The sequence below is a fragment of the Kitasatospora sp. A2-31 genome (genome assembly GCF_022288725.1).
Classification (GTDB): Bacteria; Actinomycetota; Actinomycetes; order Streptomycetales; family Streptomycetaceae; genus Kitasatospora.
Genome location: NZ_JAKNTA010000009.1, coordinates 322,752 through 341,661, shown reverse-complemented (window position 1 = coordinate 341,661; position 18,910 = coordinate 322,752). Strand labels below are relative to the sequence as shown.

23 protein-coding genes and 1 pseudogene are annotated in these 18,910 nt (G+C 70.4%); 18 read left to right on the top strand and 6 right to left on the bottom strand.

The window, feature by feature from the left end; all coding sequences use genetic code 11:
* The first annotated feature begins 122 nt into the window (after positions 1 to 122).
* The 6 genes and pseudogenes from lepB (at position 123) to MCM47_RS25665 (ending at position 4,794) form a co-directional block, all read left to right on the top strand.
* Complete coding sequence (gene lepB, locus MCM47_RS25690; RefSeq protein WP_238864052.1) at positions 123 to 878, top strand: signal peptidase I; 756 nt, start codon at positions 123 to 125, stop codon at positions 876 to 878.
* A gap of 166 nt (positions 879 to 1,044) precedes the next feature.
* Positions 1,045 to 1,524 (top strand): NUDIX hydrolase, encoded by a 480-nt coding sequence (locus MCM47_RS25685; protein ID WP_238864051.1) that lies wholly within the window; start codon positions 1,045 to 1,047, stop codon positions 1,522 to 1,524.
* Between the two features lie 55 nt (positions 1,525 to 1,579).
* Positions 1,580 to 1,906, top strand: a complete 327-nt coding sequence (locus tag MCM47_RS25680) for a DUF2469 domain-containing protein (RefSeq protein WP_148642766.1) — start codon at positions 1,580 to 1,582, stop codon at positions 1,904 to 1,906.
* Positions 1,907 to 2,074: 168 nt separating this feature from the next.
* Complete coding sequence (locus tag MCM47_RS43395; protein WP_308222449.1) at positions 2,075 to 2,821, top strand: YraN family protein; 747 nt, start codon at positions 2,075 to 2,077, stop codon at positions 2,819 to 2,821.
* 1 nt (position 2,822) lies between these two features.
* Positions 2,823 to 3,077, top strand: a pseudogene (locus tag MCM47_RS25670) (magnesium chelatase domain-containing protein); the annotation flags it as partial.
* Between the two features lie 7 nt (positions 3,078 to 3,084).
* Positions 3,085 to 4,794 (top strand): recombinase family protein, encoded by a 1,710-nt coding sequence (locus MCM47_RS25665; RefSeq protein WP_238864050.1) that lies wholly within the window; start codon positions 3,085 to 3,087, stop codon positions 4,792 to 4,794.
* A 58-nt stretch (positions 4,795 to 4,852) separates the two neighbouring features.
* Here MCM47_RS25665 and MCM47_RS25660 read toward each other — a convergent pair whose 3' ends face one another.
* A complete protein-coding gene (locus tag MCM47_RS25660; RefSeq protein ID WP_238864049.1) occupies positions 4,853 to 5,470 on the bottom strand; it encodes a helix-turn-helix transcriptional regulator in 618 nt (205 codons plus the stop codon).
* A gap of 142 nt (positions 5,471 to 5,612) precedes the next feature.
* On the opposite strand from MCM47_RS25660, the gene MCM47_RS25655 reads away from it, so the two are divergent.
* The 12 genes from MCM47_RS25655 (at position 5,613) to MCM47_RS25600 (ending at position 15,635) form a co-directional block, all read left to right on the top strand.
* Positions 5,613 to 5,801: an AlpA family transcriptional regulator gene (locus tag MCM47_RS25655; RefSeq protein ID WP_238864086.1), complete on the top strand. Its 189-nt coding sequence runs from the start codon at positions 5,613 to 5,615 to the stop codon at positions 5,799 to 5,801.
* Entirely contained in the window at positions 5,798 to 6,016 is a 219-nt protein-coding gene (locus MCM47_RS25650) for a hypothetical protein (protein WP_238864048.1), read from the top strand. The genes MCM47_RS25655 and MCM47_RS25650 overlap by 4 nt, the downstream gene beginning before the upstream one ends.
* Positions 6,017 to 6,142: 126 nt before the next feature.
* On the top strand, positions 6,143 to 6,661 hold the full coding sequence (locus MCM47_RS25645; protein WP_238864047.1) for a hypothetical protein: 519 nt from the start codon (positions 6,143 to 6,145) through the stop codon (positions 6,659 to 6,661).
* A gap of 181 nt (positions 6,662 to 6,842) precedes the next feature.
* Positions 6,843 to 7,331, top strand: coding sequence for a hypothetical protein (locus MCM47_RS25640; protein ID WP_238864046.1), 489 nt, complete (start codon positions 6,843 to 6,845; stop codon positions 7,329 to 7,331).
* A complete protein-coding gene (locus MCM47_RS25635) occupies positions 7,328 to 8,854 on the top strand; it encodes a phage/plasmid primase, P4 family (RefSeq protein ID WP_238864045.1) in 1,527 nt (508 codons plus the stop codon). Before MCM47_RS25640 ends, MCM47_RS25635 begins: the two co-directional genes overlap by 4 nt.
* A 334-nt stretch (positions 8,855 to 9,188) precedes the next feature.
* Positions 9,189 to 9,617: a DUF1631 domain-containing protein gene (locus MCM47_RS25630; RefSeq protein ID WP_238864044.1), complete on the top strand. Its 429-nt coding sequence runs from the start codon at positions 9,189 to 9,191 to the stop codon at positions 9,615 to 9,617.
* A 193-nt stretch (positions 9,618 to 9,810) separates the two neighbouring features.
* Positions 9,811 to 10,458, top strand: a complete 648-nt coding sequence (locus MCM47_RS25625; protein ID WP_238864043.1) for an HGGxSTG domain-containing protein — start codon at positions 9,811 to 9,813, stop codon at positions 10,456 to 10,458.
* Positions 10,455 to 10,670 (top strand): hypothetical protein, encoded by a 216-nt coding sequence (locus MCM47_RS25620; RefSeq protein ID WP_238864042.1) that lies wholly within the window; start codon positions 10,455 to 10,457, stop codon positions 10,668 to 10,670. The genes MCM47_RS25625 and MCM47_RS25620 overlap by 4 nt, the downstream gene beginning before the upstream one ends.
* The gene (locus MCM47_RS25615) at positions 10,667 to 10,951 is read left to right on the top strand and encodes a hypothetical protein (protein ID WP_238864041.1); all 285 of its coding nucleotides are present in this window, start codon (positions 10,667 to 10,669) and stop codon (positions 10,949 to 10,951) included. The genes MCM47_RS25620 and MCM47_RS25615 overlap by 4 nt, the downstream gene beginning before the upstream one ends.
* Entirely contained in the window at positions 10,948 to 13,752 is a 2,805-nt protein-coding gene (locus MCM47_RS25610; RefSeq protein WP_238864040.1) for a phage tail tape measure protein, read from the top strand. The genes MCM47_RS25615 and MCM47_RS25610 overlap by 4 nt, the downstream gene beginning before the upstream one ends.
* Positions 13,753 to 13,813: 61 nt before the next feature.
* Positions 13,814 to 14,449: a hypothetical protein gene (locus tag MCM47_RS25605; RefSeq protein WP_238864039.1), complete on the top strand. Its 636-nt coding sequence runs from the start codon at positions 13,814 to 13,816 to the stop codon at positions 14,447 to 14,449.
* A 187-nt stretch (positions 14,450 to 14,636) separates the two neighbouring features.
* Complete coding sequence (locus MCM47_RS25600) at positions 14,637 to 15,635, top strand: site-specific integrase (RefSeq protein ID WP_238864038.1); 999 nt, start codon at positions 14,637 to 14,639, stop codon at positions 15,633 to 15,635.
* A 1-nt stretch (position 15,636) separates the two neighbouring features.
* Here the strand turns inward: MCM47_RS25600 and MCM47_RS25595 are convergent, their stop codons facing one another.
* From MCM47_RS25595 to MCM47_RS25575, 5 genes are all read right to left on the bottom strand, one after another.
* On the bottom strand, positions 15,637 to 15,927 hold the full coding sequence (locus MCM47_RS25595; protein ID WP_238864037.1) for a helix-turn-helix domain-containing protein: 291 nt from the start codon (positions 15,925 to 15,927) through the stop codon (positions 15,637 to 15,639).
* 1,258 nt (positions 15,928 to 17,185) lie between these two features.
* Positions 17,186 to 17,362 (bottom strand): hypothetical protein, encoded by a 177-nt coding sequence (locus tag MCM47_RS25590; RefSeq protein WP_238864036.1) that lies wholly within the window; start codon positions 17,360 to 17,362, stop codon positions 17,186 to 17,188.
* Between the two features lie 14 nt (positions 17,363 to 17,376).
* Positions 17,377 to 17,979: a hypothetical protein gene (locus tag MCM47_RS25585; protein WP_238864035.1), complete on the bottom strand. Its 603-nt coding sequence runs from the start codon at positions 17,977 to 17,979 to the stop codon at positions 17,377 to 17,379.
* 81 nt (positions 17,980 to 18,060) lie between these two features.
* On the bottom strand, positions 18,061 to 18,414 hold the full coding sequence (locus MCM47_RS25580; RefSeq protein WP_238864034.1) for a hypothetical protein: 354 nt from the start codon (positions 18,412 to 18,414) through the stop codon (positions 18,061 to 18,063).
* Between the two features lie 57 nt (positions 18,415 to 18,471).
* Positions 18,472 to 18,699, bottom strand: coding sequence for a hypothetical protein (locus tag MCM47_RS25575; protein ID WP_238864033.1), 228 nt, complete (start codon positions 18,697 to 18,699; stop codon positions 18,472 to 18,474).
* Between the last annotated feature and the right edge of the window lie 211 nt (positions 18,700 to 18,910).

Here is an 18,910-nt window from a genome sequence, read left to right as displayed (position 1 = left end):
CTTGCGCGGGCCGTGGTACCGACGAGTAATCTGCTCGGACGTGCCACGGCCCGCCGGGTTCTCCGCCTGTGACCCGGGCACGCCGTGAGCGTTTCCGGTTCGGTCGGGGTTGGACGGTGTCGATGAGCAGTGTCGTGGAAGAGACGGCGGGGCGTCCGGCCGCCGTCACGCGGCCCCGGCGCAGACCGGCTGCGGTCCTCCAGGGCGTACTGATCGGGATCGGCCTGCTGCTCCTGGTCGGCGGCTTCGCGGTGATGGCCGTCGACTACCGGCCGTACGGCATTCCGACCGGCTCGATGTCCCCCACGCTGAAGTCCGGGGACACCGTTCTGGCGCGGGAGGTCGAGGGTTCGACCGTCGGCCGCGGGGACGTCGTGGTCTTCCGTGACCAGGCCTGGGGCGGTCAGCTCATGGTGAAGCGGGTCGTCGCCGTCGGCGGCGACACGGTGGCCACCACCGGCGACGGCGGCCGGCTGACCGTCAACGGCAAGCCGGTGGAGGAGCCGTACCTGGCGTCGCAGGGCCCGCAGGGCAGCACCTTCAGCGTGGACGTACCGCCCGGGCGGCTGTTCCTGCTCGGCGACAACCGGCAGGGCTCGCTGGACTCCCGCGTCCATCTGGAGATCGACGGCGGCACCATCGCCGCGAGCGAGGTCGAGGCCCGGGTGGAGGCCACCGTCCTGCCGTTCGGCCGGACCGGTCTGTTCGCCCGCACCTCCGCCTTCGATGCGATCGACGGGGCGAAGGCCGGCGAGCCGGGGCCGCTGGAGCCGGCCTTCTACGCCTGCGTCGCGGGTGGAGCGCTGATCGTGCTGATCTCCGCGGCGGGCGGCGTCGCCGGCCTGACCCGCCGGCTCCGGCGCCGCCGGGCGGCCTGACCGCCGGCGCCACCACGGCGTGCGCCGTCCGCTCGTCCACGGACGAGGCCACCGGGACCGCCGCGCCCGCCCGCGCGGCTCTGGCGAACATCGCCCGCGACGGTCGTGCCGGGTGGCAGGATCGGGGGAGCCGTCACGAGGACCGAGGGGAGGGGGGAGCGCCGCCGTGGAGCCGAAACGACGGAGGGCCGCAAGGATCCTTCTGCTGGACGGACAGGACCGCATCCTGCTCTTCCGGGCCTCGGACCCGGCGGTGCCGGAGGTGACCTGGTGGTTCACTCCCGGTGGCGGCCTGGAACCCGGCGAGAGCGTCCGCGACGCGGCGGTGCGCGAGCTCGCGGAGGAGACCGGGCTGAGGGACAGGGACGTGGAGCTGGGGCCGGTGGTGGCGCACGGCACGGCTTCGTTCTCCTTTCGGGGACAGCGCTACGACCAGGAGCAGTGGTTCCACCTGGCGCGGACCGCCGAGACGGTGCTCGACCACTCCGGGATGGGGGCGGACGAGCACGCGGAGTTGCTCGCGGCGCGTTGGTGGACGATCGAGGAGCTCAGGACCACTGCCGAGACGGTCTACCCGGTCGGATTGGCGGACTTCCTGGAACTCCTGGTGACCGAGGGGCCGCCGGTCACCCCGGTAAGGCTCTGAGGGCAGGTGCGGTGGTCCACAATGGGTGGACGTGACAAGTTGAGGGGACGCCTGGATGAGTGCCGAAGATCTCGAGAAGTACGAGACCGAGATGGAGCTCAAGCTCTACCGGGAGTACCGGGACGTCGTCGGCCTGTTCAAGTACGTGATCGAGACCGAGCGACGTTTCTACCTCACCAACGACTACGAGCTGCAGGTGCACTCGGTCCAGGGTGAGGTCTTCTTCGAGGTGTCGATGGCGGACGCGTGGGTCTGGGACATGTACCGGCCGGCCCGGTTCGTCCGCAAGGTCCGGGTGCTGACCTTCAAGGACGTGAACATCGAGGAGCTCGCGAAGAGCGATCTCGAGCTGCCCTCGGACGACTCCGGGTTCGGGAACTGACGTTGGACCTCCCGGCGCCGGGATGTCCAGGGGAATTTCGGGTATTGCGGGATTCTCACCCCTGCGGGTGACAGAAGTTATCCACAGGCCGGAGTTATCCACAGGAAAGAACAACCCCCTGGCCCGGCTCCGGGCCGCACGGCAACCTCCCCGGCGGAGGTGGTCACCGTGCAGGACACCAAGCGCAGCACCACACGCACGACACGAAGCACCACACGCGGCACGCGCACCGCGCGAAAGAAGACCGAGTCGCCGAAGACCCGGCCGGGCCGGCCCGCCAGCCGGGCCGCACAGGAACCGCTCCTGCCGGACCTGGCCGTGCCGGACCTGGTCGTGCCCGACCCGGGCGGTGAAGGTCCGCACCTGCCCGCCCCCGACGTGCCGGTTCCCCATGAGCACACCGGCGCCCGGGCACGCACCGGCGCCCGGGAGCGGCCGGGTACCCGGGCCCGATCCGGCGTCCAGGCCTCCCGGCCCGGCGCCGCCGGGCGGAGTTCGAACAACGGCCTCGGCCGCTACGGGGAGCGCGTCGCCGCCCGCCGGCTGGCCGAGAGCGGGCTGCGGATCCTGGACCGGAACTGGCGCTGCGTCGAGGGCGAGCTCGACATCGTCGCCCTCGACGGGGACACCCTCGCCGTCTGCGAGGTGAAGACCCGCTCCGAGCGGGGCTTCCAACAGCCCAGCGAGGCGATCGACCAGGCCAAGGCCGCCCGGCTGCAGCGGCTGGCGGAGCGCTGGATGGCCGAGCGCTGGCCCGGCCACTTCGCCGAGCTCGTCGGTACCGGCCACCAGCCTTCGCCGGCCGATCCGCAGTGGCCGCCCGTTCCGCCCGGCGGCGTCCGGATCGACCTCGTGGCCGTCGTCAACCGGACGCGGGGCGCCGCGTCGGTCGACCACCTCCGGGGGGTGGTCTGAGATGGCCTTCGCCCGTACGTGCTCGGTCGCGCTGGTCGGCGTCGACGGGGTGATCGTCGAGGTCCAGGCCGACCTCGAACCCGGAGTCGCCGCGTTCACCCTGGTCGGCCTGCCCGACAAAGCGCTGTCCGAGGCCCGCGACCGGGTGCGCGCGGCCGTCGTCAACAGCGGTGAGGCGTGGCCGCAGCGGAAGCTGACGGTGGGGCTCAGCCCGGCCTCGGTGCCCAAGAGCGGCAGCGGCTTCGATCTGTCAATGCGTAGACATGAACGCTTATAGTGCGCCATGCTTCTGGCATGAGCGACTTCGATGGGCGTGCCGCGTGAGGGCGGCCCTCTACCTCCGAATCAGCAGCGACCCCACCGGGCGAGCCGCCGGCGTCCAGCGTCAGGAAGAAGACTGCCGGGCCCTCGCCGACTCCCTGGGGTGGGACATCGTCGCCGTACATCGCGACAACGACATCTCGGCATACGCAGGCAAGCCCAGGCCCGGGTACCGCGCGCTCCTCCAGGACCTCCGAGACGGCCATGTCCAAGCCGTTGTCGCCTGGCACTCCGACCGGCTCTACAGGCGTCTCCCGGACCTTGAAGAGCTCGTCAAGGTGGTTCAGGAGACCGGCGCGGTCATCCGCACCTGCAAGGCCGGCGTCATCGACCTCAGCACCGCCTCCGGCGTCATGACCGCAGAGATCCAAGCCTCCGTCGCCAAGCACGAGGTGGCCCACTCGATCGAGCGAATCTCCGCAGCCAAACGCCAGGCCGCAGAGCAGGGCAAGTACCGCGGTGGCCCCCGTCCGTTCGGCTACGGCGCCGACGGCGCCACCCCGCGCACCCTCCTGTGCCCCAGCTGCGAGGCGCCCCAGGGCTTCGACACCGACCGCATCTGCCAGGCCTGCGGCACCGAAGCTCTGAACGCCCCCGAAAGCGAAGCATGGTGGACCGAGCAGGCCACCAAAGCCGTCGTCGCCGGCGACTCCCTCGCCTCCATCGAACGAACCTGGGCTGCCGCCGGCGTGCGCACCGTGGCCCGCCGCTACCGGCAGGAGGACGGCACCAGGGGCGAGCCCGAGGACCGCCCGTGGAAGCGCGAGGAGATCCGCAAGCTCCTCCTGCGCCCCCGGAACGCCGGCCTCATGGAGGTCACCGCGATCGGGCCCGACGGGAAGAAGCAGTCCGACATCGCCGGCCGCGCAGGCTGGGCGCCCATCGTCGACGAGGACACCTGGTACGCCTGCCGCGCCATCCTCACCAACCCCGCCCGACGGACCACCACCGGCAACGGCCGCAAGTGGCTCGGCAGCGGCCTGTACGCCTGCTGGTGCGGCTCCACCGTGCGCTGCTCCACCACCGGCATCGGCGGCACGAAGAAGGCCCAGCAGACCGCCGCGCGCGCCGCGCAGCGGAACGGGGTCGACACCGAGCCCGAGAAGGCCAAGACCCACCGGCCGGCGTACCGGTGCAACGCCAGCACCAGCCATGCCATCCGCGACGCCGCCAGCCTCGACGGCTTCATCGAGGGCCACGCAATCCTGCGCCTGGCCCGCCCCGACGCCGCAGAGCTCCTCCTGCCGCCTCAGCAGAACGGCGACAAGCGCCATGACCTGGCCGCCACCGCCAACGCGCTACGCGCCAAGCTGGACGGCTTCACGCAGGACTACAGCGAAGACCTCATCACCCGCCAGCAGATGCTCGACGGCACCGCCCTCACCCGCAAGCGCCTGGAGAAGGTCGAAGCGCAGATGGCCGCGCTGGCCTCGACGTCCGTCCTCGCGTCCCTGCCCCTCGGCGACCCTCAGATCGGCACGCTCTGGAAGCGCTTCGACATCGACAAGAAGCAGTCGATCATCCGGGCACTGATGACCGTCACCATTCACAAGGCCCGCCGTGGCCGGCCCCCTGGCTTCAAGCCCGGCACCGGCCAGACCTACTTCGACGAAAGCACCATCGCCATCGACTGGAAGCGGCCGAGTCAGTAGTCTGCGGCCCCCGCTGTGCCGCGGGGGCCTTCGCATCCGCTCGCGCCCACCCCCACAACTACTCGGCCGAGTCGGCGCCGGGGGCCGTTCCGCGGCTGCGGCGGATTGCTTCCTCAACCGATCCGCCGGCCGCTTCGATCTCGGTGATGGTGACTGGGCGTCCATCGGACACCATCTCACCCGAAGTTTCAGCCGCTTCCCCCGGAGCCCCGAGGAGAAGGGACGCTTGGTCGAGCATGAACGCGGCGTTCGCGAGGATGCTGCCCAGCTGCAGCGCTTTGTGCTGGAGGTGGCTGGCTGATGCGACCAAGTTGCGGGCCCGGCTCAGCGCAGCAGCATCGGGGCCGACGGGGTCCGCTTGATCACTGTCGCGGAACAGGATGCGCTCGTAGTCAGATCGGTTCACGGGGGCCGGGCCAGGCAGAAGCGGCTCACCGTCGGTTGAATCGCCTGTGGGTAGCAGTAGATCTGGAACCGACGAACTCAGAGCTAGGGACAGCGAAACGAGTTCCACAGCGGTGAATGCCCGCCGGCCTTTCTCTGCGGCCGAGACGGCCTGCCGGCTCCATGGCTTCTCAAGGTACCTCCCAAGGGCGTCGCCCAGCTGGGCCTGAGAGAGCCCAGACATCTCGCGGAGCCGCGCGATGTTGGCTCCGATTGACTCTTCCAGCTTCATCGAAATCCCCTCCTGTCTGCTCCAGGATGACAGTCGCCTAGGCGTTGACATGCGTTGGGTGGCGCTGTCACTCTATAGAAAGGCAGTCACTCCTAGCCAGACAGGGGGATTTCCAGTGGCCAACGTGCCCCGTGGAGGGCCGATCGGCGAAGTTGACTACCTGACGACCGCAGAGGTAGCGACGCGGTACCGCACGGAACCCGGCACAGTCCGGTACTGGCGGCACCGTGGTTACGGACCGAGATGGGTTCGGGTCGGCCGTCGGGTTCTATACAGCGCCGCAGAGATCGAACGCTTTGATGCGTGGCTTGCCCGGCAGGAAGCCGCATGACGGACAGCCCCGCCGTCGAGGCGGCAAACGAGACGCAGATTTCGTACGGCGAGTGTCTGGCGCGCGAGGCGGAAGCGCGAGGCGACCACGCCGGAGCCGCTCGTTGGCGCCGCATCCAAGCGGCCGTCGACCTCGCCCCGCCCCTCACCGACCAGCAGAAGGCGTCCCTGCGCGTGCTACTCGCACCGGCCGTTGCAGGTGCCAGGACCGCCTGACAGCACAGCCCCCAGCAGGACGGCAATCCCGCTGAGGGCCAGAAGCACCAGCGCCATCCAGTCCAGAACAGCAGAACGGCGGCGCGGGCTACCGACCCATTGCGCCGCCGTCGAAAGGAGCTTCAGGTGAAGACTACCTCCACGGCTCGCTGCACCACTACCACCGAGACCCCTGACACCCCGCTCACCACGGCCATCGACCGGGTCCGCACCCAGGCCAGTGCCGCCATCGCGGCCCGGCCCGGCCGACTCACCACCAGCGCCCCCGTCTGGGGCAACACCATCATCACCATCCCCGAGCCCAGCTGGTGCACCCTCGACCACCACAACCGCCTCGACCACCCCGAAGACCTCTACCACACCAGCAGCGAAACCGCCGTCACCGTCACCCGCGCCAACGGCGAGACCGAGGAACTGCTCTCCTGCTGGCTCGCCGACAACCCGTACGGCAATGACAGCCCCTACGGCGACACCGGCCTGCGGGCCGCCGTCGCCTTCCACACCGGCGACGTCGAGGACTACGACGAGGCCGGCCTCGCCCGCCTCGCCGCCGAGCTCCGGGCCGCCGCCGCCCTGGTCGACCGCCTCGCCGCCCAGCTCACCGACGCCCGCCTCACCCGGCACACCGGGGTCGAGGCCTGCTGATGACCCGCCGCACCGCCACCGAGGCCCCCGCCAGCCGCACTGCGGCGGGGGCCCTCGGGCCGTCCCCCTACGGCCTCACCCGACACGAAACCCGACACGAAATGCGCCGCCTCGCCGCCGCCGGCTGGCAGCTGTGGGAACTCCGGCGCCGCTTCACCGACCACCGGGCGGAGGCAACTGCATGAACCCGCCCCTGAATCCGGCCAACGACGACTTCGCCATCACGGCCGCGCACACCGAAGCCCGAGCTTGGGCCCGCCAGCAACTGGCCATCCTTGGCGACGCACCCGCCTACGGCAGCCCCGACTGGGCGAGGCTCGACCAAGCCGACCCGCTCCGGGCCGCCGCCGTCATCGCCGCCGCCGAAGCCTGGCGCACCGAGGAGGCATGGCAGCAGTGGCTCGACGGTCTCGACGACGCCCAGTGGTGGGCCGCCATCTGCACCGACGCCGACCGGTACGCCATCTCCATCGCGAGAGAGCTCGCGCAACGGCCCACCTGGGAGGAACTGTGCGTCGCCCGGGCCGAGACCACAGGCACCACCCGCCCCGTCACTGCGACCCCCGACTGGCCGCCCATCGCCATCCCCGGCCGCCCGGGCTGGCGCCGGCACCTCATCAACGGCCACCAAACAGACCTATCTGACGAACGAGCGGGAGCCGCCGCGTGACTACCCTTGACGGGCCTGCATCGGATCCGGTCATCGCCCGGCTGATGGCCATTCCGGCGCAGGGTCCGACTCCCGACACCGAGGTGTGGGACGACGCCCCGTACGGCGAGGACCCCGGACCCGGCAGCCGCAGCCCGATGCTGCCCAGCCCGACCAACCCCATGGCCGTCGCCCGAGCCCTCGAACCCAACTGGAAGATGCAAGGGCTCCTCACACTCAGAAGCTGGCGGGGAGTCTGGATGCGTTGGACAGGCCCGCACTGGGTGGAACTCGACGACGCAGCCATGCGCGCCGACCTGTACTCCAGGCTGGAGCACGCACGCTTCGCCTCCGTCGACAAGGACGGCATGGAGAAGATCCTCCCCTGGGCGCCCACCCGGGGGAAGATCGCCAACCTCATGGAGGCCAGCGCCGCCATCACCCACCTGCCGGCCGACGTCGAGGTCCCCAGCTGGCTCGCCGCCCCCGACCCGGTTGACGAATCCGTCTGCGTCATCGCCTGCCGTAACGGCCTCCTCGACATCCGAACCCGGCAGCTGCACCCACTCACCCCCCTGTACTTCAACCGGGTCTCGGTGCCCTTCGACTACGACCCCAGCGCGCCCAGGCCAGCCAGGTGGATCGGGTTCCTCAGCGCACTCTGGCCAGACGACCCGCAGGCCGTCGCAGCCCTACAGGAGTTCTTCGGCTACGTCATCTCCGGGCGCACCGACCTGCAGAAGATGATGCTCATCATCGGGCCGCCCCGCTCGGGCAAGGGCACCATCGCGCGCATCCTCACCGACCTGGTCGGCAAGGCCAACATGGCCGGCCCCACCATGTCGAGCCTGGCCACCAACTTCGGCCTGTCCGACCTCATCGGGAAATCCCTCGCGATCGTCGCCGACGGCCGACTGCCCCGCCAAGGCGGCGAGACGGTCGTCGAACGCCTCCTCTCGATCAGCGGCGAGGACACCATCACCGTCGACCGCAAACACAAGGACCCCTGGTCCGGGCGCATCCCCGCCCGGTTCCTGCTCCTCAGCAACGAGCTCCCCGCGTTCGCCGACGCCTCCGGTGCGATCGCCTCCCGGCTGATCGTCCTCACCATGACGAACTCGTTCCTCGGCCGAGAAGACACCACCCTCGACCGAGACCTGAAGCGAGAGCTAGCGGGCATCTTGAACTGGGCACTCGATGGGCTGGCCAGCCTCAACGGCCACGGCCGGTTCGTCGAGCCCGCATCATCCGCCGAGGCCGTCGCGATGCTGGCTGCCAGCGTCTCCCCGATCAAGGCATTCCTCAAGGACCGCTGCACCGTCGGCCCCGACCACCAGGTCCCGACTGAGCTCCTCTTCGATGCGTGGAAGGACTGGTGCGACCTCTCCGGCCGTGACCGAAAGGGCACCAAGGAGACCTTCGGGCGGAACCTGCTGGCCGCCATCCCCGGGCTGCGGCGGTCCAAGCCGCGCATTGCAGGGGTGCAGGTTCCGGTGTACGTGGGGCTGAAGCTCGGCTCTGAGGAGACCGACGCACCCCCCTGAGCCGGGTGAGCCGGGCCCTGAGCCGGGCTTGAGCCGGGTTCCAACTCCGGCAAAAGCACTGGTGGGCCGGGTTGAGCCGGGTGAGCCGGGTTCTTTCAAGAAGTTCCGCTCAAGAGAACTACAAGACGCATCACGCAATAGAGCTGCAATGCGAAACAACCCGGCTCACCCGGCTCAACCGGCTCCAACCATCCGCTGACCTGCAAAGACGGTGAGCCGGGGTTGCCCGGCTCACCCACCCAACTACCCGGCACATATGAGGAAAGCCCACGGGAGCCCCCGGCACTGCCGCCCCCGCCATCCGGTTCCACCTATCCACCGAAGGGCCCGACCTGTGAGCACCGCCTTCGAAGACCAGCTCGCCGCCGCCACCGCCGAAGCCGACCGCATCCTCCACGCCGCCTGCGGCCAAACACCCCGCCCCGAGACCACCTCCACCTGGACCACCGCGCTCCTCAACCACCTCACCGACACCCTTCTCAGGCACGGCACCGACGGCCCAGCAGCATGCGACCACCTCACACAAACCCCCATCCAGCCCGCCTACACCTACTCCTGGGAGGCACACCTGCGCTGCCTGCCCTGCCACACCCACTACCGCGCCAAGCAGAACCCCACCCACTGCGACCGCTGCCACAGCACCGACCAACAGCTCGCCATCACCCTCCTCCGCATACGCCATCTCACGGTCATCGCCGCCGTCTGCCAGCCCTGCGACACCCTCCGCCATCACCCCAACACGCCGCCGGAGAAACACACATGACGCAACCCGACCGCGTCGCCGCCCTCATCGCCGAAGCCACCCGACGACGAAGAGCCGCAGCGGACCGGCGCCACCGCCTCCAAAAGGCCCGCGAGCACGGCCTTGCAGCCCGCCACCGCCTCAAGCTCGCCCGCCTTCAGCAACAGCCCGGCACCACCGACAACGACCCGCCAGAGCCACCAGGAGCGGCCGCGTGAGCGACAACCCCGTGCACCCTGCCGAGCAGCCCGAACCCCATGCATCCGCGAGGTGCGGTGCCCGCCGACGCGACGGCCAGCTCTGCACCAACCCGCCGATGCGCGGCGCCGCCCGCTGCCGCATGCACGGCGGGGCCGCACCGCAGGTCCGGGCTGCGGCTGGCCGCCGGCTCGCCGCCGCCGAGTGGGCCCGCTCCTTCGGCGAGCCCGTCGCCGACGCCGACCCCACCGCCACGGTCCTCAATGAGATCCGCTGGTGCGCCGGCCACGTGGGCTGGCTCCGCTCCCGGGTCCAGGACCTCGAACCCGAGGCGCTGGTGTGGGGGACCGTCAGCGAGGTCGACCGGCGCGGCGGCCAGTACCCGGGCGTGGACGTCACCAGCGCCGCGAAAGCCAGCACCTGGGTCGCCCTGTACGGCGCCGAGCGGGACCGCCTGGTGCGCATGTGCGAGGTCGCCCACCGCATGGGCATCAGCGAGCGGCAGATCGAGCTCGCCGAGCGCCTGGGCCAGGTCGTAGCGGACCTGCTGCGGGACATCCTCGCCGAGCTGCAGCTCACCGACCTACAGCAGCAGACGGCCGCCGTGGCCGTGCCGCGCCACCTGCGAGCTCTCGCGGGTGAACTGACAGGAGAAGGCGCATGACGAACCCGATCAACAAGCTCCTCGCGGAGGCGCTCGGCCACGCGAGTCAGAAGGTGACCGAGGCGGCGCAGCTCGGCCGGCTGGAATGGAAGAACGGGGGCCTGCGGTGCTACTCGGCGCAGCGGGACGGCACGGCCGTTCTCACGCTGGTCGCGCCCAGGCTGAACCTGGCGTACGAGATCGTGGGCATCGATGTGGGGGACCTGCAGTGAGCGCCGGCCCGACCGATGTGGGTGTGCCGCAGACCCTGCTCGTCCTCGACTTCTCCGGCGAGGAGTCCAGGAACCTGAAGGTCGCCCTTCCTGGCGTCAGCCCGGCGGAGTTCGCCGATGCGCGACGCCTGGCTGAGGCCGGGGACGTCGGTGCTCCGTTGGTGCTGCGGGTGTGCGCGGCGTTCGCTGCGGCGGTGGCGCCTGAGGGCCGGTGGGGCCCGGCCGACGGCGTCGCGCTGGGCCGGCAGCTGCGCGGTGCAGAGGGCGGGTGGTTCGCGTGAACGTCGTCGAGATCCTGGTCACCGCCAAGAACCTCACCGGGCCCGCCTTCGCCGAGGCCAAGGCCGGCGCCTCCGCGATGGAATCCTCCATGGGCAAGCTCAACGCCGTGGCCAACGCCAGCGCTGTGGCCCTCGCCGCGGTCGGCTTCGAAGCCGTCAAGATGGCCAGCAAGTTCGACGGGGAGATGGCGCTGCTGGTCACCCAGGCCGGCGTGGCAGAGGACCAGCTCGACGGCCTGAAGAAGGGCGTCCTCGGGATCGCGGCGAAGGTCGGCCAGGACCCGGACTCGCTGGCCGAGGCTCTGTTCCACGTTGAGTCCAACTTCGAGTCGATGGGCATCACGTCCCAGCAGGCCCTGAAACTGACCGAGACCGCGGCGAAGGGGGCCGCCGTCGGCCACGCCGACCTGGTCGACGTCACCAACGCCCTGACCGCGGCGGTCGCGGCCGGCATCCCCGGCGTCGAGGACCTCGACCAGGCCATGGGTGTCCTCAACGCCACCGTCGGCGTCGGCGACATGAAGATGCAGGACCTGGCTCAGGCGTTCGGCAGCGGCATGGTCGCCACCGTCAAGGGCTTCGGCCTGACCATCGAGGATGTCGGCGCTGCGCTCGCGGTGTTCGGTGACAACAACATCCGCGGCAGCTTGGCGGGCAACCAACTCCGCATGTCGGTGATGGCGCTGGCCAAGCCTGTCAGCACCAGCGAGGCGGCGCTGAAGACCCTCGGCCTGACCGCGACCACTCTCGCTGAAGACATGCAGCGCGGCGGCCTCAAGCTCGCCCTTGAGGACCTCGTCGGCCGGATGAACGCCGCCGGCATCACCGCCGACCAGCAGGGCCAGATCATCACCGACGCTTTCGGCCGTAAGGCGGGCGCCGGCCTCAACGTTCTCGTCGGGCAGATGGAGCGTCTGGAGTCGAAGTACCCGGCGCTGGAGGAGGGCGCCAAGGGGTTCGGCGCGGCGTGGGAGCGAACCCAGCAGACTTTCCAGCAGCAGACGAGGGAATTGGAGGGCTCCCTCCAAGCGCTGATGATCACCCTTGGCGAGAAGCTGATCCCGCCGTTGCAGCACGCCACGACGTGGATGCTCAACAACCGCGACACCATGATCGAGATGGCGAAGGGTGTTGGCATCCTCGTGGCCGGCCTCGCTGGGTTCGCCGTCCTCAGCAAAGTCATCGCCGGAGTCCAGACCCTGACCGCGGCGTTCGAGGCCGCCGGTACGGCAATGATCGCCTACCAGCTCCGCGTGGCCGAAGCGCAGGCCGCATCGGTCGCGGCCGGCGGCGGGGTCAACGCCCTGGCCACGGCCTTCAGCGCCCTCGGCACCAAAGCGAAGATAGCCGTGTCCGCGACCGCCATCGGCCTGCTCGTCGTCGCGGTCGCCGAGCTGAGCAGCCTCGCCAGGGAGGCCCCGCCGAACATCGACAAGATGACGACCGCGCTGATGAACTTCGGCCGGTCCGGTGATGTGGCCGGTGAGCTGGCCAAGACTCTCGGTGGCGACCTGGACAAGCTGGGCAAGGCCGTTGAGGAGGTTGGACGCAAGCGGTCCGGCATGGACTCGTTCATGGAGTCCTTCTACAAGCTGGCCACGCTGGGCACGGACAAGTCGCATTTGGCGAAGGCGACTGAGCAGATCAACGCGATCGATGAGTCGCTGGCCAACATGGTGAGCCAGGGCCACGCCGATCTGGCTTCAGCTGCGCTGAAGCGCCTTGACGACGCTCTCATCGCGCAAGGCAGGAAGCCGGAAGAGCTGGCCGGCGGGCTTCACAAGTACCAGGACGCGCTGGCGGCGGCGTCCATGACCGAGGAGATCGCCGCTGCCAGCATGGGTGAGCTCGGCAAGCAGGCGATGGAGACGAGCAAACACCTCGACGAGCAGAAGATGACGGCGAAGGGCCTGAAAGAAGCCATTTCGGACCTGAACGACGTGAACCGCAGTGCGCTCGACGCGATGGCCGGCTTCGAGGCCGCGATCGACGACGCGGCGAAGGCCGCTACGGAGAACAGCGGCGCGCTGAAGATCAACCACGGCGAGCTGGACCTGACATCCGAGAAGTCCAGGACCGCCGAAGCAGCGCTGACGGACCTGGCGTCCAAGACCGACGCAGCCGGGGTGGCCGCGCTGAACTCCGGCGAGTCCATGGAGTACGTCAACAAGATCTACGACCGGGGCCGCGACAAGTTGATGCAGGTCGCGATGCAGATGGGCCTTACCCGCGAGGAGGCTCGCCACCTGACCGACGAGATCTTGGCGACGCCGGACAAGACGGCCTACCTGCGGGGCGACATCGACGATCTGAAGGCAAAGCTGGCCGATGCCGAGGCGTCCATCAAGGGCACGACCGGCGAGAAGCGGGTACGACTGCAGGCCGAGATCGACGGGCTGAAGCGGGACCTCGCCGAGGCTCAGGCACAGGTCAATGCTCTGCACGGCAAAACGATCTACATCACCGAGTACTTCCAGATGGGTGGCGGCAACTACTCGGGCTCCTCGGCGGGCCGTTTCGCCCACGGCGGCATCATCGGCGGCGCCGCGACGGGCGGCCCGCGGGGCGGCCTGACCTGGGTCGGCGAGCAGGGCCCGGAGCTGGTTCGCCTGCCGGGCGGGTCCACGGTCATCCCGGCCGGGCAGAGCCGGTCGATGGCTCAGGCGGCGACGGCCGGCAGCGGGGGCGTGAAGGTCGAGCTGGAGTGGACCGGCGGCAATGCCGGCGACGAGTTCCTGTCGTGGCTGCGGAAGAACATCCGGGTTCGCGGAGGCAACGTTCAGCAGGTTCTCGGGCAATGAGAGGCAATCCACCCCACATCCCGGCCGCTCCGGTCGGACAGGACAAGACGAGAGGCGCACGATGATCACCGAAGAGCAGATCGCCCAAGCCGACGCCGAGGCTGCCGAGGCGGAGCAGGCCCGCGCCGAAGCCGAGGCCGCCTACGCCGCTGGCCCAGCCCGCACAGACCTGTACCGGGCGCTCGGCGACACGGCTATGGCCGCGAGCCACGCCACCGCCCGTGCCCGCCAGCTCCGCGCCGAGCAGGCGCAGCAGGTGGCCCGGCTGAGGGAGCGCGAGACTGTCGAGAAGGCAGCCGCGAAGGAGCTGGCCGGCACCGCGAAGAAGCTGGCCGCTTCCCGCGACGCGGCGGTTCAGGCCGTCACCGATGCGGAGAAAGCCGCTGCCCGGGCCATGGCCGCCCTCACCGAACACGACCAGCTTGTCCGTCAGGCGGCCGGCAACCTGCGGGCCCGCGGGCTACGGCTCGATGATGCCGAGCAGATCGGCGGCGCGATGGACGGGTCACTGCGTCTGAACGGTGAGGTGTGGCAGCCCGTTGACGGAGCCTCGCTGCTGGCCGTCGTACTTCGCTCAGTCGTGGCCACGGCGAACCCGCAGCACCCGCTGGGCCGGATCACCCCGCCGGCGTACGGTGGGGCCGGGGCAGCCCGCGGCCGGGACGCCCTGCTCGCCCGCGCCCGCCAGGGCCGGTAGTGCTGCCGCATCGCTTGACCTCTGCGCCCGGTTGCCTGCGGCGGCCGGGCGCAGCGGCGTGTCCTGGGAACGTGGAGCGGACGCGTTCGACAGCTGGTTCTGGGAGTAGCGGAACCGCGTCCCTAGGGATAGGGCCTGACCCCCCATAAGTCAAGTTATGGAGGGTCATGGGCGGTATTCTGGAGGCATGTCGAGCGAACTCGTCCCTGCCTCCGTGAACCTCCCGGCTCACCCGGACAACCTGATCTCCGACTCCACCCGCGACCGCATCGCCCGGTCCGTGCCCGAGAACACCCGCGCCGCCTACGAGCGTCAGTGGAACACCTTCACCTCCTGGTGCTCGACCACTGGCCGCACCCCGCTGCCAGCGACCGCCGAGACCCTCGCCGAGTACGTCGGGCACCTGGCCGACCTCGACCGGGCGCCGTCCACCATCGAGCAGGGCATCGCCGCGGTTCGCACCGCCCACCGGCACGCCGGACACCCGGGCCTGCCCGACACGGCCGGCGCCCTCGCGGTCCTCAAGGCGCACCGGCACGAACGGGCCGAGGCCGGCAAGCGCAAGCGCAAGGCGCCGCCGGTCACCCTCGCGCCGCTCCGCGCGATGATCGACGCCACCGACCCCACCAAGCTCGCCGGGCTACGCGACCGTGCCCTGCTCGTACTCGGCTTCGCGATGATGGCCCGCCGGTCCGAGCTGGCCGCCCTGCACATCCCCGACCTTGCGTTCACCGATGACGGGCTGACCGTGCTCATCCGCAAGTCGAAGACCGACAAGGAGGCGGTCGGCGCCGAGGTCACCATCCCGCGCGGCTCCCACCCCGACACCGATCCCGTGCGCGTCGTCCAGGCTTGGCTCGCCGCCCTCGCCAAGGATGGCGTGACCGATGGCGTACTGCTGCGGCGCATCAATCGGTGGGACCAGCTGCAGGACGGCGGCATGTCCGGTGCCGCAGTCAACGAGCGGGTGCGGCATCTCGCGGAGAAGGCCGGCGTCCCGGACGCCGGGAAGTTCACGGCGCACGGGCTGCGCGCTGGCGGCCCGACGGAGGCCGCGAAGGCGGGCACGCCGGTAGCGTTCATCGCCGAGCATGGCCGCTGGTCGCCGATGTCTCCGCAGGTCCACGAGTACGTGCGGGCCGTCGACAGGTGGCGGGACAACCCGATGCGCGGCATCGGACTGTAGGTCAGGCAGCGGCGCACCGGTACGGGTGGTTCCGGCCGGCGTCACCGACAGCGGCGGACAGGAGCAGCACACGCTCGTCAGCACCCAGGCCCAAGACGTCGGCCAGTTGCTCGGCCACGCCTCTGGAAGGACAGCGTGTGCTGTGCTCCAGCTTGGCGACGTACGCGGGGGTGACGCCCACCTGTCGTGCGAGGGCGCTCTGCGAGAAGCCAGCCCTGGCCCTGGCCACGAGCAGCATCGGGCCGAGTGCGGTCGGCGGTATCCGGCGTTCCCGGATGATCGGATCGCTCATGTCGCCGACGGTACGCCCGGGCCGGGACAGGCCGGTCAGCTGCAGCGATGGGGTTCCGATCCGGTAGAGCCTGCGTTGCTCAGAAGGCAACGCAGATGCCGGGCGGTGAGGTCAGCACCGCCGAGTTCGGGCAGACCCGCCTCCGCCTGCCCCGCGAGGAACGGCAAGAGGTCGTCGCCAGCCTCCGCGAGTCCGGGCTGAGTGTCCGCGCTATCGCCTCCGCCACTGGCGCCGCGTACAACACCGTTCTCAAGGACGTGACTCAGATTGAGTCACCTGCCGCAATCACCGGTTCGGACGGCAAGACGTACGCCGCCACGCGCCCCACGTCGATGCCGGACCAGTTCGACGGGTCGGACTGGTCCGGCCGCGGGACGGGTCGGGCTGGTGGACCGGAGCCGGCCGGGTGGCGGCGTATGTCTTGCCGTCCGCGCCCTGCACCGCAGGTGTTCCAAACGGAACACCTGCGGAAGACAGTTCGCGGTGGACGGTTCCGACGCCCACCCCGGTGGCGGAGGCGATGGCGTGGACGCTGAGCCCGGACTCCCGGAGAGAAGCAACGACTGACGGCCGCAGTTGTTGCTGTAGCGCCACGACTGCCACCGGGGTGGAGTACGCGCCGCTGACCCCACCCGTGATCACCTTCGCAGAGCCGCGAAGATCACCGGTGACCGCGGCTTCAGCAGTACTGAACCCGCCGTCAAGGGTGTCCACCGTCGCGGACGCCCCCGCCGACGCGTGACCTCGACGCCACCGAGGGCGTCCACACTGTGCACTCCCCTTTCCGTCGGTCGGACCGATGGAACCGGTCGCGTCGGTCAGGCCGGCTTCATCCCAGGGGTACTCGCCGAGTGCGTGCCCCTCTCGTCTCGGCATCGGGGGTGTGCGGAGTCTGCACACCCTTCTCGGCGGCGCCGCCAACACGTCCGGGTTCGTAAGGTCCCCGGGGCCCAACAGTCAGGGGTCTCGCCGGGACCTCTGTAAGGGACGGGATGCCCCTACTATCGGCAGGCTGCCCACGGTTGTGAGGGACAAGCTGTCCCTCACCGGACCGGTGAGCGGACGCCCGTGGTCGACCGCCAGGGCTTTTCCCGGCTCCGGGACGGTTGCTCAGATGGAGCCTTAGAACACCGTCTCCCGAGGGTGCTGTGTTAGCCAGCCGATGCGGGCCTGCGGGATGCGTTCGGACACGGCGGAGGCACGACGAAGCCCCCGACCGCGAAGGTCAGGGGCTTCCTGCTGCCGTGACCGGCCGGAGCTACGAGGTTGCGAGCGGGTGGGTGAGGTTCGCGTCAAGCAGGTCGCTCAGCTCGGTGCCGTCGGTGGTGCGGGTGTCGTAGCGGGCACGGACCTCGGCGACGATCTCGGCGCACCTCTCGGTGTCGCCGGCCTGTCGGGCGGCGATGTAGTCGTGGACGCTCTGGTGGCTGGACATGGTGATCTCCTGGGTCAGGTGAGGGCTGAGGCCCGGGCGAGGAGTTGGTGGACGTCGGCCTGGCGGGTCGTTGGGCGGTCGTTCCAGGTGTCGACGGGGACCGGGGTGCCTTGCCAGCCGAGGGTGTTGCCGATCTGGAGGCGGGCCTGCCAGGCCACGGCAGGGGTGCCGTAGCCGGCGGCGAGGACTCGGAGGTGGGCGCCGAGGACGCACACCCGACCCTCGGCATCCCAGAGACGGCCCTGGGTCCAGCCGTGCTCGCGAATGTAGGCGTCCATCAGCTGGAGGTGCTGAGCGGGCGTGACGGGGACGATCGGGCGCCGACCGAGTACGCGGTCGAGCAGCGTCGATGCGGGGGCTGGGTAGCCGTCCCACCAGGGCCCGGCCGGGGCTGCGGTGTCGGTGCGGTCAGGCGTCGGCCTGGTGGGTTCCGCGGCGACGGCGAGAGCAAGCCGGTACCAGGCGCTGCCCGGGGCCGGCCGGGCCGGGCAGGCCGCGGCGGGCGCCGGCGCCGGGGTGGTGGCGAGGGTGCGGAGGTAGGCCTCGACCTCGGCGACCAGGAGAGGGCCGAGCAGCTGCTCGTCCAGGTCCAGCGCGGTGGTGGTGGCGGTCGGCATGTCGATCTCCTCTCCTGGTCGGCAGGCGTGCGAGGGATGCGGGCTGTGCGTGGGGTGCGAGGTCACGCACAGCCCGCCCGGTCAGGCTCGGGTGGCGCGGACGTAGGCGGTGAGCTCCGTCGCGGCCGCGGGGGTGATGCCGTAGACGGCCTGCAGCGCGGCCGCCGGGTCCTGGCCGGCTCGCGCCGCGGAGGCGACGACCGAGGCGGCGTCGGGGTACTGGGTGCGGATGTAGCTGGTGGTGTAGTCGTGGGTCCAGGGCTCCCGCCGGTCGACGGCGCGCAGCACGGCGGCGGTGAAGCGGCGCTCGGCCTCGGGCCTAGTGGCGCCGGCGGCCTCGGTCAGGAACAGCTGCACCATGTGGGCGGCGGTGTCGGCCTGGACACCGTACTGGCGGCGGAAGTCGGCGGTGAGCTGGGTGATGATGTCGGTCATCGTGCGGGTCCTCTCACTGGTGTGTGGTGTGCGGGCGGTGCGGGCTGACAAGGTCGGTCAGTCCTCCGCGGTGTAGTGGTGGCCGCTGCCGCAGCAGTTCGCGGTGCGGGTCCAGTCGAGCTGCTTGCCGAGCAGCTGGTTGGCCCAGGCCTGGGCGAGGCGGGTGTCGGTCGCGTCGTCGTTGGCGAAGGAGTCGATGCAGGCGATGCAGCGCTCCTCCTCGGACTCCAGCTCCCAGCCGTAGCGGTCGACGTCGTAGTGGCCCGGGGTGAGGGTGTACTGCATGGTCGTGGTCCTCTCGGGCTCAGGAGGCGACGTGCTGGCTGGCCGCGGCGTTCGCGGCGTCCATGGCGGTGTCCCAGTCGGCCGGCCGGTCGAAGGAGACGGGCCAGGACTTGGACCAGCCGCAGGTGCAGCGGGCGACGATCTTCGTGCCGCGCGGGCCTCCCGGCCGCAGGGCCGGTCTTGGCCGCGCGGGTGGTGGCTGCAGGACCCG